Genomic DNA, 15,093 nt, shown 5'->3' with positions numbered 1-15,093 from the left:
ATGCAAAAGAAAACGTTAGGTAACATCGCATTAAAAACTATGGTCATCGGTAGTAGTGCTCTTTTTGGGGTTGCTCATGCTCAAGATGTCGTCAATGTTTATAACTGGTCAGACTACATGGCGCCAGGCGCAATGGAGAAGTTTGAAGCTGAGACTGGCATTAAAGTAAATTACGATGTGTATGACAGCAATGAAGTATTAGAAGCGAAGTTGATGGCGGGTAGCACTGGCTACGACCTCGTATTTCCTTCAAATTCATTTGTTGAGCGCCAAATTAAAGCTGGAATTTATCAACCAATCGATAAGTCAAAGCTAAGCAATGCAGGCAATATCGACCCCATTACTGCGAAGCAAATTGAATTGCATGATCCAGGCAACGAACACAATATTCCTTATGCTGGTGGCACGATTGGCATTGGCTACAACGTTAAAATGATTGAAGAGCGTTTAGGAACAAAAGACATTGATTCGTTAGATGTGCTTTTTAACCCTGAAATTGCGGCGAAACTAGCGGATTGTGGTATCGGCATCTTAGACTCTCCTGCTGAGGTGATGGCTGTGGTGAATAACTACCGTGGCGTTAACCCGAACTCCGAAGACCGTTCAGAGCTTAAACAGTCGGCAAAATTGCTTTCTTCGGCTCGCTCTTTTTATAAATATTTCCACTCTAGTAAATACATTGCAGATTTAGCCAATGGTGATATTTGTGTCGCTCTTGGTTACAACGGTGACATTCTTCAGTCTCAATCTCGTGCAGAGGAAGCTGGACAGGGCGTTGAAATCAACTACGTGATTCCAAAAGAAGGCACGGTTGCTTGGTATGATGTGATGGCAATGCCTAAAGACGCTCCGCACCCAGAAGCGGCATACAAGCTGATGGATTTCATTCTTAAAGGTGAAACGGCGGCGGCCATATCCAATTATGTGTATTACGCGGTTCCTAACACCGCAGCGGTACCATTGTTAGACGAAGAAGTGAAAACCAACAAAGGTATTTACCCAACCAAAGCAGTGCAAGAAAAGCTATTTGTTCAAATCGCTCATACGTCTCGATTCGACCGCTCTTTAACCCGAGCATGGCAATCTGTTAAAACAGGTCGTTAAAACGATATAGATCGTTATATGATTAGGCATAGGGGCGCTAGAATATTAGCGCTCCCTATTTTCTTCTAATGCCTATAGAATCGAATAGATGAGTTAAATTCACATAATGGGACTCTCTATAAGAAGCCCGTCGTCCTAGTGCGTATCTACGTGATGCAAGGTGACTTTTTAGAGATCTCTTTTTGAACCTATATTGCACTGGTGAGCTATGTCTTTGTCCTCGGTACCTGAGTCTATATCAAGTGAAACACCTTGGCGCACGCCTGATGCGACGCCCTATGTCAAAATCGAAAAGGTTACAAAACGGTTTGGCGACTTTACAGCGGTCGACTCTGTTTCACTGGATATCTATAAAAATGAATTGTTTTGTCTGCTGGGCGGTTCCGGTTCAGGCAAAAGTACATTATTGAGAATGTTAGCGGGTTTTGAAACGCCAACGTCTGGCCGGATCTTAATTGATGGCGTTGATATGTCGCACATCCCTCCGTGGGAGCGTCCCGTTAATATGATGTTCCAGTCCTACGCCTTATTTCCTCATATGTCCGTTGAAGCCAATGTTGCGTTTGGCCTTAAGCGAGAAGGCGTTCCCGCCGCGCAAGTGAAAAAGCGCGTCGCGGATATATTAGACATGGTCCAACTTGGCCACTTAGCACGACGTAAGCCGCACATGTTATCGGGTGGTCAACGTCAGCGTGTTGCATTGGCTCGCTCGCTGGTTAAACAGCCAAAATTGCTTCTTTTAGACGAGCCGTTGGGCGCGTTGGATAAGAAACTAAGGGAAGAGACGCAATTTGAGCTTATGCGTATCCAAGAGGAGCTGGGCATCACGTTTGTGGTCGTGACGCACGATCAAGAAGAGGCAATGACCCTCGCAACTCGCATCGGCGTGATGAACAATGGCGTGATCGTTCAAACGGCTGAGCCTCATGAGGTTTACGAATACCCGAGCAACAGCTTCGTGGCGGAGTTCATTGGCAATGTAAACTTGTTTAATGGTGTCGTCGCGGACGACGAAAGAGACAGCGTCACAATTCAATCGGATGACATGGGTGGCTCGATTAAAGTTGATCATGGCATCAGCTGTGCGCCAAATCAAAACGTAAGCGTGGCTATTCGTCCGGAAAAACTTCGTATTGCCAAGCAGTCTCCTGACTTGCTTGATAGCAAGGTGAATTGTACAAAAGGGCAGATCATCGATGTTGCTTATATGGGTAGCCAGTCGATCTATAAGGTCAAGTTGTTAAGCGGAAAAGACGTTCGTGTGACACAGCCTAATGTCTCTCGTTCGGCGGAAGATCGTTTAACGTGGGACGATCATGTTATTTTGACGTGGGACCCAGACAGTAGTGTGGTACTGACTTCATGATGAATTCGACGCTGAAGAACAGCACGCTAGTGAGCTTACTGCTGAAGATCAATTTAGGTCGCCTCTTTGTGATCTTGGTGCCGATGCTTTGGCTCGCGGCCTTCTTTTTTGTTCCGTTTTTGGTGGTATTCAAAATCTCGCTTTCTGAAGCGGTCATCGCCGTTCCACCGTATTCTCCGATCTTTGAATGGGACGCGACAGATGCGTATGCCACGTTAAAAATAACGTTGGGTAATTATCTATTTCTGTTTGAGGAGCGCTTTTATTTAGACGCTTACCTCAGCTCGGTCAAAATTGCGGTGATTTCGACGATCATCACGCTTTTTGTTGGCTTTCCGATTGCTTACGTTATCGCGAAAAGCTCCTCGACAATGCGCAGCATACTGCTTGCCTTGGTCATTTTGCCGTTTTGGACGTCATTCTTGCTGCGTGTTTACGCGTGGATGGGGCTATTAAAGAAGAATGGCTTGGTGAATGAGCTTTTTATGTCGATTGGTTTGATCGATCAGCCGATTCAGATGCTACAAACCGACTTTGCTGTGTATTTGGGGATTGTTTATACCTATCTTCCATTCATGATTTTGCCTCTTTATACCACGTTGGAAAAGATGGATTTGAATTTGATTGAAGCCGCGCAAGATCTGGGTGCTAAACCGTATCAAGCATTTTGTTTGGTGACCTTGCCTTTAGCGAAGCCCGGTATCATCGCTGGGTGTCTTTTAGTCTTTATTCCTGCAGTCGGCGAGTTTGTGATTCCGGCCTTGTTGGGTGGTTCAGATACGCTAATGATCGGACGGGTACTATGGGATGAGTTCTTCCTTAATCGTGATTGGCCGATGGCGTCTGCGGTTGCCATTATTATGCTGATTGTCTTGGTTGGGCCGATTATGTTTATGCGTAACGGCAATAAGGAGGCGGTGTAATGTCGAGTACAACAAAAGGTCAATCTAAGTTTTTGTTGGCGAGCGCAGGTGCGGGCTTCCTATTTCTATACGCGCCTATTATTGCCTTGATTATCTACAGTTTTAACGCGTCTAAGTTGGTGACAGTGTGGGGCGGTTGGTCGTTCAAGTGGTATGTTGCTCTGTTTCAAAACGAGCAAATCATGAACGCCGCGTGGGTCAGCTTAAAGATCGCTTTTATCAGTGCGACTTTAGCGGCGGTGCTAGGCACCATGGCGGGCTTTGTGCTGAGTCGCATGGGACGGTTTAAAGGTAAAACGTTATTGGCGGGGTGGGTTACTGCGCCGCTGGTGATGCCTGAAGTGATTACAGGACTTTCGTTGCTGTTGTTGTTTGTCGCGATGGAGAGTCTCTTTGGTTGGCCAGCAGGTCGCGGTATGACGACCATTATCATTGCTCATACGACCTTCTGTTTAGCGTATGTCGCGGTGGTGGTGCAATCTCGTTTAGCGTCACTTGATGCGACGTTGGAAGAAGCTGCGATGGATCTAGGGGCGAAACCTTCGTCTTTATTTTTCCTGATTACCTTACCCTTGATTTCTCCCGCCATAGTGTCCGGTTGGTTATTGTCCTTTACCCTGTCGCTTGACGATCTGGTCATCGCCAGCTTCGTGTCCGGTCCGGGTAACAGTACGTTGCCGATGGTGATTTTCTCCAAAGTGAGATTGGGAGTCACGCCTGAGGTGAATGCACTGGCGACACTTATGATAGTGGCGGTGACGATTGCCGTATTGGCTGCTGTCATTATTATGCGTCGTCAAAATAAGGTTGAGATGCCTCAAAATTAATGTTGGAGCAGGTTACGAAATGAAAATCGGTATTTTAGCCGCTGGCATTACGCCAGACAGCTTGTTGTCTGAATATCCCTCTTATGCGGACATGTTTGCTATCCAGTTAGGTAAAATTGAACCAAGTCTTGAATTTCGCACTTATGATGTGCGTCTTGATCAATTTCCTGAAAGCGCCAAGGAGTGTGACGGTTGGCTTATCACTGGCTCGCGTTCAAACGTCGATGAAGCGTTGCCATGGATGTTGCAGCTTGCCGATTTAGTGCGTGAAATCGATCAGTTAAAGCAACCGCTTGCTGGGATTTGTTTTGGGCACCAGATTATTGCTTACGCATTAGGTGGTCACGTTGAGAAGTTTGAAGGCGGTTGGGGCGTGGGGATTCATTCCTATGCCGTCACGGACGATTCTGTTCCCGGTATTCCGCAAGGGGAAACCTTGTCTATTTGCGCATTTCATCAATACCAAGTGACCGCGATTCCGGCCAATGCTCGTGTTTTCGCACGTTCTGATTTCTGTGAATATGCAGGGTTAATTTACGAAGATCGTATATTAACGTTCCAAGCTCATCCTGAATTTTCGAAAGTGTATGAAAGTGCATTATTGGATCTACATGGCAATGCGTTATTGCCTGAGGATGTGACAAAAGAGGCTTATCAGAGCGTTGAAAGCGTTGCGATAGACTCGCCTAAGATCATGGTTTGGATCGCGTCTTTCCTTCATCGAGCGTCGTAACCCTTCTTTCACAAAGGGTCGTAACATAAAGAGCCCTTCTTATATCAAGCTGATTGATTTAGGAAGGGCGCTGCTACTTTTTGTTAGCGTTCGCGTCCGGTTTTGATTTACGCGTGCGTTGATTTATGTGTGTGATAAGACGTCAACAGACTCCATCAGTATTTGTCCTTCAAGAATCGAACAAGTCACCTTCCCAGTATCGTGTGTAAATACCGTATCTGTGCAGCTGTAAAGTCCGTCACAGAGAAGCAACTCACAACTGTGGGCGTCTTTTGCCAACATCAAATTAAGGGCATTTTGAGACGGTATAATAAAGCGAGATTGATAAGGAAACGCTTGTTCAAAAACATTAGACGAAGAGACAACGACTTTCCGTTTTGTCTCGACAAGGTAACCAGATTCACTGTGTGAAATTCGGTAGGTCAAGGCCTTGTCGCCAAACGGTTTGATTTCAATCTGCGTGCCTTTACTCATTTTAAGTTCTGCTTTGAGTAAGCCTTGCTTAAGTTCAAAACACCATTGATTTGGTTCGTTATGCTGGATGGCTTCGTTGGCGCTTGAGGTTAATGAATCGATGATAAATGATTGCTTTAGACGCAAACCTTGTTCGGTTGTGATCAAAAATAGTTCTCTAGGAAGTGTCATTGAACCACGGTAACCGTCTGTTGGGACGTCGTTAGCATAGAGCCAGTTACTCATCCACGCGATGGCGATTCGTCGGCCATTTGGAGCATTTGAAAAACTTTGTGCAGCGTAGAAGTCTTTACCATAGTCTAGATACAAAGCGTCTTCTTTCGCATTGAGGTTCGTAAAACGCTCGCCATCGAAATGCCCTACGACATATTGGGTACCGCTGCCGCCTGCGTAAGCGGCTCGTTGTAAGCCGATTACTAGAACCCAACGTTCCACCCCTTGGTCATCCGTTATTGGGAAGAGATCTGGGCATTCCCAGGGCAATTCATCATGGATCGCTTCCTCTTCACCCCATGTGGATAGCTTTTCCCATTTGGTTAGCGTGGTTGAACCGTAAAGGCCAATGCTTTGCCCTTCAGTGACGACCATGACCCATTTATTCGTTGGATCATGCCAAAAGACCTTAGGGTCTCTAAAGTGCTGGATACCTTCGTTTGGCGCGACAGGGTTCAGATCGATGTGCTGTTTGAAGTATCGACCATCCGTGCTGGTTGCTATGGACTGTGCTTGTAAGCCATTGTCTTGGATCGCCGTTAAACCGAGTGTGTTGGTATACAAAGAGACTAGGTTAGATTGACTAGGGTGTTCGAATAACCCCGACGTATTGTACGTATCAACCACTGACGAGCCTGAAAAACATTGGCCGTTTTGGTCAGGCTTAAGTGCAATCGGTAAATGTTCCCACTGCAATAGGTCTCGGCTCACCGCATGTCCCCAATGCATGGGTCCCCATGTGGTTCCGAAAGGGTAATACTGGTAAAAAAGGTGCCACTCACCATCCATGTAAACCAACCCATTTGGGTCGTTAATCCAGCCAAAAGGCGCCGAAAAGTGCATCGTTGGGCGAAAATTTTGATGTGTATCTGGCATGGTGCTTTTCTTATTAGTTAGTTTCTTAATCGATTAAGTCGATGAATTATCCATATTGCGGATAATCTATCAAGCCGAAAATTACATCAAAATAGAGTGTTTTACCTTCAAATTTTACAAGCGTTAATCTCATCGAAACGTAAGAACTTTTTTATATTCATAGAGTTATATCTTTATCCCACCTCTGTATACGTTGTGCGTATAGGGCATATCGTTATTTCGATTGGTCATTTAGGAGGTATTACGTAATCTTTTTGTCAGCCGAGATCGCAATGTTTGCATTATAACGGAGCGGTGGCTGGCTAAAGGGGGCTCATGGATGAGGCAGAGCAACCCTGCTCAAACACTGAACGGTGTTTAGCGGGGATTGCTTCTCATTGATCTGCTTCTTCACAACGAAACAGGGGCCTTTCAGATGAGACGCCGCCTAGTTTTGTATGAATGCTTCCCTTCAAAAAAATATCACAAAAGAAACGAAAGACCTGATTTTGCTTTTCCACGTGTTTACACGATCTATAACTACATAATCGGAGAGTTAAAAATGAAGAAAAGGTTAACCTCTTTGTCACTGGCTCTAGTGACCGCAGGCGTTATGGCGTCTACCTCAGTGCAAGCCGCAACGACACTAGTATATTGCTCAGAAGGCAGTCCAGAAGGTTTTAACCCTGCCTTCTATACTGCGGGGACGACATTTGATGCGACCTCAAAGAATATGTTCAACCGACTTGTGGAATTCAAACTCGGAACAACCGAAACCGAACCGGGTTTGGCCGAGAGCTATGAAGTCTCTGACGATGGTTTGGAATACACCTTTCACTTACGCAAAGGGGTAAAATTTCATTCATCCAAGTCGTTTAAACCAAGTCGTGACTTTAATGCGGACGATGTGATTTTTACCTTTGCTCGTCAGTGGGATAAGAAACACCCATACCATAGCGTATCAGGTGGCTCTTACGAGTACTTTGTTGGAATGGGGATGGACTCTCTTATAAACGGCATCGTAAAGGTCGACGATTACACGGTTAAGTTCGTTTTGAATCATCCAGAAGCGCCTTTTGTTGCCAATATGGCGATGGACTTTGCGTCGATTTTCTCTGCTGAACAAGCTGATTATTTAATGAAAAAAGGAACGCCTGAGAAGTTGGACACTGATCCAGTAGGAACAGGCCCTTTCCAGAAAGTTCAATATCAAAAAGACGCATTGATTCGTTACACCGCCTTTAAAGATTATTGGAAAGGCAAAGCGGAAATCGACCGTTTAGTGTTTGCCATCACGCCGGACGCCTCAGTTCGTTATGCGAAGCTAAAAGCGGGTGAATGTCATGTGATGCCGTATCCAAACCCAGCGGATCTTGCTCAGATGGACGCGGACAGCGACATAAATCTAATGAGTCAAGAAGGGCTTAATGTCGGTTACCTTGCATTTAACACTCAAAAAGCGCCTTTTACGGATCGAAAAGTACGTCAGGCTTTGAACCTTGCGACCAATAAAAATGCCATTATTGATGCGGTATTCCAAGGCGCGGGTAAAGTCGCGAAAAATCCGATTCCACCTACTATGTGGTCTTACAACAATGATGTAAAAGATTACCCATACGATCCAGTAAAAGCAAAGCAATTACTGAAAGAAGCGGGTTATGAAAACGGCTTCTCTACCAATATCTGGGCGATGCCGGTTCAGCGTCCTTACAACCCAAATGCGCGTCGAATGGCTGAGATTATCCAAGAAGACTGGAAGAAAGTCGGCGTAGAGGCAAAAATTGTCTCTTACGAATGGGGTGAATACCTAAACCGTTCTAAGAAAGGTGAGCATGATACTGTCCTGTTAGGTTGGACAGGGGACAATGGCGATCCAGACAACTTCTTGTATGTGTTGCTTGGTTGTGACGGTGTGGGTGGTTCGAACCGTGCGCAATGGTGTAACGAAGAGTTCAATAACTTGCTGCTTGAGGCAAAACGTACATCCGATAAATCTGAACGTACGAAATACTATGAAGAAGCACAACAAGTGTTCAAACGTGAAGCGCCTTGGGTCACGGTTGCACATTCCGTTGTTTATGAGCCGATTCGTCAGGAAGTACAAGGGTACAAGATCGACCCACTCGGTGGTCACTACTTCTACAATGTTAGTTTGAAGAAGTAACTTAAAACCTGAGAGCCAGTAGGCTTTCCATCGATGAACCGCAGTTGATGCCGTCAGCTGCGGTTTGTGTTTTAAGCATCGAGAGACATCATTCATATGCTGCAATTTCTACTGCGACGATTAGGGTTGGTTATTCCAACCTTCATTGGTATTACTCTACTTACCTTTACATTGATTAGACTGATCCCTGGTGACCCGATTGAGGTGATGGCAGGAGAGCGAGGCGTATCTGAAGAGCGTCACGCAGAGCTAAGTGCTCAATTGGGCTTTGATCAGCCTTTATACACTCAATATTTTCGTTATGTGACTGGGGTCTTACAGGGCGATTTAGGCAACTCTTTGGTCACCCGTGAGCCTGTTTTGAGTGAATTTCTCGCGTTATTTCCTGCCACGGTTGAACTAACCTTTTGCGCTGCTATTTTTGCCATCTTAGTCGGTCTCCCATCCGGCATTTTTGCCGCCGTAAAACGCGGCACTTTTTTCGATCATTCTGTGATGACGGTGTCATTAACTGGGTACTCAATGCCGGTTTTTTGGTGGGCGCTGCTGCTTATGTTGGTGTTTTCCGTTTCGTTGGGGTGGACACCTGTATCGGGGCGGATTGATGTCGTGTATTGGATTGACGACGTGACAGGGTTCATGTTGATCGATACCTTGTTGTCGGATGAAGACGGCGCATTTTCTTCTGCATTGTCTCACCTTATATTACCAAGCATTGTTTTGGGAACGATCCCAATGGCGGTGATTGCGCGTATGACACGATCCTCAATGCTCGAAGTATTGGGTGAGGATTACATTCGGACAGCGCGCTCTAAGGGCATCGCACCTTGGCGAGTGATTGTGATTCACGCGCTACGTAATGCCTTGATTCCTGTTATCACTGTAATTGGTTTGCAAGTCGGTATCCTGCTCGCAGGGGCGATTCTGACTGAGACGGTGTTTGCATGGCCGGGCATAGGTAAGTGGTTGATCGAGTCCATTGGTCGTCGTGATTATCCCGTGGTACAAGGCGGTATTCTGATCGTTGCGACGATTATTATCATTGTGAATCTTTTGGTTGATGTGACCTATGGCATCGTTAACCCTCGTATTCGTCATACAAATTAGGAGTAAGTATGAGTACTACTGCTTCCACTCCCACTCCCGCGCGCACTGAGCTCGTTATTCAGACACCGCTACAGGAATTCTGGCACTATTTTAAAACCAATCGGGGTGCGGTGATTGGTTTGTTTTTTATTCTTTTCGTTAGCTTTCTTGCCATTTTTGCGGATCTTGTGGCGCCTCACTCGCCTTCTGCGCAAGCACGCGATGCTTTGTTGCTGCCTCCTGCGTGGCTCGACGGTGGCAACCGGTCTTATCTTTTAGGAACCGATGATGTGGGTCGTGATCTGTTGTCGCGCCTAATTCATGGTGCACGGCTATCATTGTCTGTTGGCCTTGTTGCGGTGACGGTGTCCTTGGTGATCGGCATATTGCTAGGGCTGATCGCAGGGTATTTTAAAGGGCTGATCGACACCGCTATTATGCGTATTGTTGATATTATGCTGGCCATGCCGAGTTTGCTTTTAGCCATTGCTATTGTGGCTGTATTAGGCCCAAGTATCGTCAATGCAGCGTTGGCGATTTCCCTTGTTTCTTTGCCTCATTACGTGCGATTAACGCGGGCGGCGACCTTGTCTGAGATGTCGCGCGATTATGTCACATCATCACGTGTCATTGGTGCGAGTCCGTTGCGCTTGATGTTTATTTGTATTCTTCCAAATTGCCTCGCACCACTGATTGTTCAAGCGACTCTGGGGTTTTCGAGCGCTATTTTGGATATGGCGGCACTGGGTTTTCTAGGCTTAGGCGCTCAACCTCCGACGCCTGAGTGGGGCAGTATGCTCGCAAACGCGTTGCAGTTCGTTCAGCGTGCGTGGTGGGTAGTGACTTTCCCTGGCTTATTTATCTTGCTGACGGTCTTGGCCTTTAATCTCATGGGCGATGGGCTGAGAGATGCACTTGATCCCAAACTGAAGCAGTAGGAGCGTTTTATGTCTTTGTTAAAAGTAGAAAACTTATCCGTTTCGTTTGGCTCGTTTCAAGCGGTGGACAACATTAGTTATGAAGTGAAAGAAGGTGAGATCCTTGGCATTGTCGGGGAGTCTGGATCCGGTAAAAGTGTCAGCTCACTTTCCATTATGGGGCTGATTGATTTTCCGGGCGTTGTACAAGCTCAAAATCTATCGTTTGAAGGTCAAAACTTGCTCGCAATGCCTGAAAAACAACGGCGTAAACTGACAGGTGCAGACATTGCGATGATTTTTCAGGACCCGATGACCAGTCTAAACCCTTGTTTTACGGTTGGCTATCAAATCATGGAAGCGTTAAAAACGCATCAAGGCGGCAGCAAAAAAGAATTGAAACAGCGAGCGATCGAGCTGCTAACCTTAGTTGGCATTCCTGCTCCAGAGACACGTTTGAAGGCCTATCCGCATCAGCTATCGGGAGGCATGAGTCAGCGCGTCATGATTGCGATCGCCATAGCGTGCAATCCTAAGCTTTTGATTGCCGACGAACCGACAACGGCGTTAGATGTGACGATTCAGGCGCAGATTATCGATCTGCTTATCGAGCTTCAAGAGCGTGAGAAAATGGGACTAGTGCTGATTACTCACGACTTGGCGCTGGTGGCTGAAGTGGCGCACCGAGTCATTGTCATGTACGCGGGGCAAGTGGTCGAATCCGGTACAGTGGCAGACCTATTCTCGACCCCAAAACATCCCTATACCCAAGCTTTACTGGCCTCGTTGCCAGAGTCTGCATCAGGTCGTACTCGTCTAGAAGCGCTGTCTGGGGTTGTTCCCGGATTATTTGATCGTCCGCAAGGGTGTTTGTTAAGTCCTCGTTGTCCTTATGCCACAGAGCGCTGTCATTCAGAGGTTCCTGAAAATCGAGGAACGTTAGAAAGACAAGTGAAATGCCATACGCCATTAAATGATGAGGGGAGGCCTGCTGCATGAGTAACGATAATATGGCGTTGAAGGCAGACAACTTGAAGCAGCACTACGTAGTAAAGCAAGGTCTGTTTAAACCTGATGCGGCGGTCAAGGCAGTAGACGGAGTCAGTTTCGAATTGCCTGCTGGAAAGACTCTTGCCGTAGTAGGGGAGTCGGGTTGTGGTAAGTCCACGCTTGGGCGTATGTTGACCATGATTGAAACCCCGACGAATGGTGCGTTGACGTTTGAGGGTGAAGACTTACTAGCGTTGTCAAAAGCGGAGCAAAAAGCGCTGAGACAAAAAATTCAGATTATCTTTCAAAACCCTTATGGGTCGCTGAATCCAAGAAAGAAGATCGGCTCTATTCTTGAAGAGCCATTGGTGATTAATACGGCGTTATCTAAAGCGGAGCGCAAACAAAAAGCGCTGCAAATCATGGATAAAGTCGGCCTCAAATCTGAACATTATGACCGCTATCCTCATATGTTTTCAGGTGGTCAGCGACAGCGAATTGCAATCGCCCGAGGTTTGATGCTGGATCCACAAGTGATTGTGGCGGATGAACCGGTATCCGCCCTAGATGTGTCTGTTCAGGCTCAGGTTTTGAACCTTATGATGGACTTGCAAGAGGAATTCGGCCTCAGTTATGTGTTCATATCTCATGATTTGTCGGTGGTTGAGCACATAGCTGATGAAGTGATGGTGATGTATCTTGGAAAAATTGTGGAGCGCACATCGTGCGAACAGCTCTTTATTAACCCGCAACACCCTTATACGAAAGCGTTGTTGTCGAGTACACCTCAGCTCTCGCCAGATAAGCGACGTACACGAATCAAGTTGGAAGGTGAATTACCTTCTCCATTGAATCCGCCATCTGGCTGTGCTTTCCATGGCCGCTGCCAGTACGCGAATGAGCGGTGTAAAACAGAGACACCTGAATTGATCGAAACTCGGTTTAATGAACAAGAGCACTGGATTGCCTGTCACGGTGTTCAGGAAAAGCGTATTTCCTAGAAATCATGTCGTCAGGCAGGCTTATCGCCTTCCGACTATCAGTCTGCTGAAGAGATTCGGATAAGGTGTCCATCGGGGTCTTTTACTAAGAACGTTTCACCAAAGACATCTGTATGCAGTGGCGTATGGATGTTAATGTCTGTATTTGCTTCCCACTCTGAATACAGTTCTTTTACTTCCTTATCTGAGTTGAGACACATTCCAATTTCAGAGTATCGGGGAGCGTCCTTGTCGGGTTCGCCTGCTCCAGACCAGATGGCGAAATTCGCTTCGCCATCAATGTTAAACACCACATATCTAGGCGTGATAAAATAGGGCTCAATGTTAAATATCATTTGATAGTAATGCGTGGATTGTTTTATGTCTGAAACATAGATAAGTTGCAGATTGGGGCGTCGTATTGTGATCATTGTTAATCCCTTTCTTAGAATGTGTCGTTTTTTATCAGAAAACGACACTCAGAAAATTGTCTAACGCGTTACTTTTGGCACATAACTCGTAATCTGTGACCATCAGAATCAAGCGCTGTAAAGCTGTAGCCAAAGTCCATTTCGACAATGGGGTGAAGAATGGAAAGATTAAGCGATTCGTATTTGCCTAGTTCTTGTTCCAATTGGGCAGAGCTCTCAACCGCGAATACGATTTCCATACCGCATCCTACTTTATCGAGCTCAGGGTGAACTTGATCTTTTTGCCAAATGCCGAGCATTAACCCCTCGTTTGTGCGGAACATGGCGAAGTTTGGTGATTGGTCAACCGGTGGAAGGCCGATCAGTTGAGTATAAAGCGCCACGCTTTGGTTGATCGATTCTGCATAGAGAACGACGCAGTTTAGTTGCGACATGTTAGTCTCCTTGATAACGAGTTTGACTGTGAAAGTGAAACCAGTTTAAGGTGACCTAGTGTCAATTTTTGTCAGTAGTGTTTAATACCGTTTGAGATCGTTTTTTATGGATTTGTATTTAATTGAATGGCTCTTAGGAGTCACACCAACAGTTGTTTTTGTTGGGTTTATATCGTTCGCTATTTTCCTAATCGAACCTATTGCAAAAATGATGACTAGAAGTGGAAGAGAGGCTCATTTTCACCTATTAGATATGAAAGATGGTTGGGTACGCCTCCCATTAAATGTATTTAAGCGAAAACGCTCAGCGGTTTTCTTCAGTATCTTTATGTTGTCTATTATTTTTGTAATAACGTCTAATACTTTATATGGAATGAAGCTCCAAAGCTTGCTGAGATGTGAAGGCGGTCAATCACAGTTACTGAATAGTCAAGGTATAGTAATCCAATCAGACTTGAGTACTCTGGGATATCATTTAGAGCGTAATCGTGCACCTAGTCGCGACGAAATAAACGCTGAGCGAGGTTGGTTAATGTGTAAAGGTGAAAAAATTGAATTGGGTTATATTCGCCCTTCAAGCAATAATAATCAGTATTTATTACTTTCTGATCATTAACTAATGATCCCGTTTTCCTTTTTCCACTCTGCTGCGAGAGCCCTTTTTGATTTAGGGGAGCGCTCTTCAAGTAGGGTTAGATTTCGTATTCGATCTGTACGAAAGTGCCTGTTTGCGTTGCGTGTTTCACACCATCCTACTAATACGGAAACGGACTCAAAATAACCCAATGCAAAAGGCCAGACTTTTCGAGATGATGCTTTGCCATCTAAGCTTTTGTAGTCAAATTGAACGATCTTTTCTTCTCGAATGGCTTGTCGCAGAGGAATCAGAATGTCTTTAGAGGTGTTTTCTGTTTTACTTTTTTGAGGCGGGGGTACGAGTAGCGTATTGTGAAGTACTTTGTCATCCAGGTCGTCTGGCAAGGCATTTCGAATTTTAGCGAGTGCAGAGACCGCGTGAGACTGCATCTCGGAGTCTGTTTGTTTGGACGCCCAGCGCATACCTAGGACGATGGCTTCGAGTTCTTGTTCGGAAAACATGAGCGGCGGCATCCAAAAGCCGTCTTGCATGACATAACCTACGCCCGCTTCTCCTTCTATTTGGGCTCCTTGTTCCTGCAACGTTAGGATGTCTCGATACACGCTGCGCACGCTAATGCCAAGTCGTTCAGCTAATTGCTTAGCGGTCACCGGACGTCGGCTTTGTCTAAGAAGATCGAGGAGCTCGAGAAGTCGTTGAGAACGAGTCATCGTGATGTCTACGAGACGAACTGATGTTCTAAGACATCATAGTGATGAACAAATGTATCAGGATCTAATTCATATTGATCATCTTCTGGATAGAGCTTAGCGACATCGATATCTTGACCTGCAAATGCCATAACGCTCTCACGATCAGGCCAATAGGTGATTAAGGTGATTTCGACATGTTGCTCGTCAAACCGGCGGCAGAATATTTGTGCTCCTTTAAAACCTTCTTTGTGTCTATTTGGAACTCGTGCTTTCCATTCTCGAGCAATCATGTCTATGCCTTTTTTA

The 15,093-nt window shown here is 45.8% G+C and carries 16 protein-coding genes; 11 read left to right on the top strand and 5 right to left on the bottom strand.

The features are described from left to right. From MARME_RS19030 to MARME_RS19010, 5 genes are all read left to right on the top strand, one after another. Positions 1 to 1,104, top strand: a complete 1,104-nt coding sequence (locus MARME_RS19030) for a polyamine ABC transporter substrate-binding protein (protein WP_013662896.1) — start codon at positions 1 to 3, stop codon at positions 1,102 to 1,104. A 208-nt stretch (positions 1,105 to 1,312) separates the two neighbouring features. After that, positions 1,313 to 2,470: an ABC transporter ATP-binding protein gene (locus MARME_RS19025; protein ID WP_013662895.1), complete on the top strand. Its 1,158-nt coding sequence runs from the start codon at positions 1,313 to 1,315 to the stop codon at positions 2,468 to 2,470. Then, positions 2,467 to 3,393, top strand: a complete 927-nt coding sequence (locus MARME_RS19020; protein ID WP_013662894.1) for an ABC transporter permease subunit — start codon at positions 2,467 to 2,469, stop codon at positions 3,391 to 3,393. The genes MARME_RS19025 and MARME_RS19020 overlap by 4 nt, the downstream gene beginning before the upstream one ends. Continuing rightward, positions 3,393 to 4,220 carry an ABC transporter permease subunit gene (locus MARME_RS19015; RefSeq protein WP_013662893.1) on the top strand — a complete coding sequence of 276 codons (828 nt, stop codon included), beginning with the start codon at positions 3,393 to 3,395 and terminating at the stop codon, positions 4,218 to 4,220. The genes MARME_RS19020 and MARME_RS19015 overlap by 1 nt, the downstream gene beginning before the upstream one ends. Before the next feature lie 19 nt (positions 4,221 to 4,239). Further along, a complete protein-coding gene (locus tag MARME_RS19010) occupies positions 4,240 to 4,953 on the top strand; it encodes a glutamine amidotransferase-related protein (RefSeq protein ID WP_013662892.1) in 714 nt (237 codons plus the stop codon). Between the two features lie 123 nt (positions 4,954 to 5,076). On the opposite strand, the gene MARME_RS19005 is transcribed toward MARME_RS19010, so the two are convergent. After that, the gene (locus tag MARME_RS19005) at positions 5,077 to 6,516 is read right to left on the bottom strand and encodes a glycoside hydrolase family 32 protein (RefSeq protein ID WP_013662891.1); all 1,440 of its coding nucleotides are present in this window, start codon (positions 6,514 to 6,516) and stop codon (positions 5,077 to 5,079) included. Positions 6,517 to 7,057: 541 nt separating this feature from the next. Here MARME_RS19005 and MARME_RS19000 point away from each other — a divergent pair. From MARME_RS19000 to MARME_RS18980, 5 genes are all read left to right on the top strand, one after another. Continuing rightward, positions 7,058 to 8,659, top strand: a complete 1,602-nt coding sequence (locus MARME_RS19000) for an ABC transporter substrate-binding protein (RefSeq protein ID WP_013662890.1) — start codon at positions 7,058 to 7,060, stop codon at positions 8,657 to 8,659. A 96-nt stretch (positions 8,660 to 8,755) separates the two neighbouring features. After that, positions 8,756 to 9,766, top strand: coding sequence for an ABC transporter permease subunit (locus MARME_RS18995; protein WP_013662889.1), 1,011 nt, complete (start codon positions 8,756 to 8,758; stop codon positions 9,764 to 9,766). Between the two features lie 8 nt (positions 9,767 to 9,774). Further along, complete coding sequence (dppC, locus tag MARME_RS18990; protein WP_013662888.1) at positions 9,775 to 10,683, top strand: dipeptide ABC transporter permease DppC; 909 nt, start codon at positions 9,775 to 9,777, stop codon at positions 10,681 to 10,683. Between the two features lie 9 nt (positions 10,684 to 10,692). Further along, positions 10,693 to 11,661 carry a dipeptide ABC transporter ATP-binding protein gene (gene dppD / locus MARME_RS18985; RefSeq protein WP_013662887.1) on the top strand — a complete coding sequence of 323 codons (969 nt, stop codon included), beginning with the start codon at positions 10,693 to 10,695 and terminating at the stop codon, positions 11,659 to 11,661. Next, entirely contained in the window at positions 11,658 to 12,653 is a 996-nt protein-coding gene (locus MARME_RS18980) for a peptide ABC transporter ATP-binding protein (protein WP_013662886.1), read from the top strand. The genes dppD and MARME_RS18980 overlap by 4 nt, the downstream gene beginning before the upstream one ends. 38 nt (positions 12,654 to 12,691) lie before the next feature. On the opposite strand, the gene MARME_RS18975 is transcribed toward MARME_RS18980, so the two are convergent. Further along, positions 12,692 to 13,063 carry a VOC family protein gene (locus MARME_RS18975; RefSeq protein WP_013662885.1) on the bottom strand — a complete coding sequence of 124 codons (372 nt, stop codon included), beginning with the start codon at positions 13,061 to 13,063 and terminating at the stop codon, positions 12,692 to 12,694. Positions 13,064 to 13,131: 68 nt separating this feature from the next. Beyond that, positions 13,132 to 13,497, bottom strand: coding sequence for a VOC family protein (locus MARME_RS18970; RefSeq protein WP_013662884.1), 366 nt, complete (start codon positions 13,495 to 13,497; stop codon positions 13,132 to 13,134). Positions 13,498 to 13,603: 106 nt separating this feature from the next. On the opposite strand from MARME_RS18970, the gene MARME_RS18965 reads away from it, so the two are divergent. After that, positions 13,604 to 14,113 carry a hypothetical protein gene (locus MARME_RS18965; RefSeq protein WP_013662883.1) on the top strand — a complete coding sequence of 170 codons (510 nt, stop codon included), beginning with the start codon at positions 13,604 to 13,606 and terminating at the stop codon, positions 14,111 to 14,113. Here MARME_RS18965 and MARME_RS18960 read toward each other — a convergent pair. Together MARME_RS18960 and MARME_RS18955 are read right to left on the bottom strand one after the other, a co-directional pair. Beyond that, on the bottom strand, positions 14,110 to 14,805 hold the full coding sequence (locus MARME_RS18960) for a helix-turn-helix transcriptional regulator (protein ID WP_013662882.1): 696 nt from the start codon (positions 14,803 to 14,805) through the stop codon (positions 14,110 to 14,112). The two genes, MARME_RS18965 and MARME_RS18960, sit on opposite strands and share 4 nt — an antisense overlap. An 8-nt stretch (positions 14,806 to 14,813) precedes the next feature. Further along, a complete protein-coding gene (locus tag MARME_RS18955; protein WP_013662881.1) occupies positions 14,814 to 15,077 on the bottom strand; it encodes a hypothetical protein in 264 nt (87 codons plus the stop codon). Between the last annotated feature and the right edge of the window lie 16 nt (positions 15,078 to 15,093).

The organism is Marinomonas mediterranea MMB-1 (assembly GCF_000192865.1).
Taxonomy (GTDB): Bacteria; Pseudomonadota; Gammaproteobacteria; order Pseudomonadales; family Marinomonadaceae; genus Marinomonas; species Marinomonas mediterranea.
Note: the sequence above shows the minus strand (reverse complement) of the source record. Positions and strands in the feature narration are given on the sequence as shown.

Bases quoted from the DNA above. Each gene is read 5' to 3' on its own strand.
- MARME_RS19030 (WP_013662896.1), top strand. From the start codon at position 1: ATGCAAAAGAAAACGTTAGGTAACATCGCATTAAAAACTATGGTCATC.
- MARME_RS19025 (WP_013662895.1), top strand. From the start codon at position 1,313: ATGTCTTTGTCCTCGGTACCTGAGTCTATATCAAGTGAAACACCTTGG.
- MARME_RS19020 (WP_013662894.1), top strand. From the start codon at position 2,467: ATGATGAATTCGACGCTGAAGAACAGCACGCTAGTGAGCTTACTGCTG.
- MARME_RS19015 (WP_013662893.1), top strand. From the start codon at position 3,393: ATGTCGAGTACAACAAAAGGTCAATCTAAGTTTTTGTTGGCGAGCGCA.
- MARME_RS19010 (WP_013662892.1), top strand. From the start codon at position 4,240: ATGAAAATCGGTATTTTAGCCGCTGGCATTACGCCAGACAGCTTGTTG.
- MARME_RS19005 (WP_013662891.1), bottom strand. From the start codon at position 6,516: ATGCCAGATACACATCAAAATTTTCGCCCAACGATGCACTTTTCGGCG.
- MARME_RS19000 (WP_013662890.1), top strand. From the start codon at position 7,058: ATGAAGAAAAGGTTAACCTCTTTGTCACTGGCTCTAGTGACCGCAGGC.
- MARME_RS18995 (WP_013662889.1), top strand. From the start codon at position 8,756: ATGCTGCAATTTCTACTGCGACGATTAGGGTTGGTTATTCCAACCTTC.
- dppC (WP_013662888.1), top strand. From the start codon at position 9,775: ATGAGTACTACTGCTTCCACTCCCACTCCCGCGCGCACTGAGCTCGTT.
- dppD (WP_013662887.1), top strand. From the start codon at position 10,693: ATGTCTTTGTTAAAAGTAGAAAACTTATCCGTTTCGTTTGGCTCGTTT.
- MARME_RS18980 (WP_013662886.1), top strand. From the start codon at position 11,658: ATGAGTAACGATAATATGGCGTTGAAGGCAGACAACTTGAAGCAGCAC.
- MARME_RS18975 (WP_013662885.1), bottom strand. From the start codon at position 13,063: ATGATCACAATACGACGCCCCAATCTGCAACTTATCTATGTTTCAGAC.
- MARME_RS18970 (WP_013662884.1), bottom strand. From the start codon at position 13,497: ATGTCGCAACTAAACTGCGTCGTTCTCTATGCAGAATCGATCAACCAA.
- MARME_RS18965 (WP_013662883.1), top strand. From the start codon at position 13,604: ATGGATTTGTATTTAATTGAATGGCTCTTAGGAGTCACACCAACAGTT.
- MARME_RS18960 (WP_013662882.1), bottom strand. From the start codon at position 14,805: ATGACTCGTTCTCAACGACTTCTCGAGCTCCTCGATCTTCTTAGACAA.
- MARME_RS18955 (WP_013662881.1), bottom strand. From the start codon at position 15,077: ATGATTGCTCGAGAATGGAAAGCACGAGTTCCAAATAGACACAAAGAA.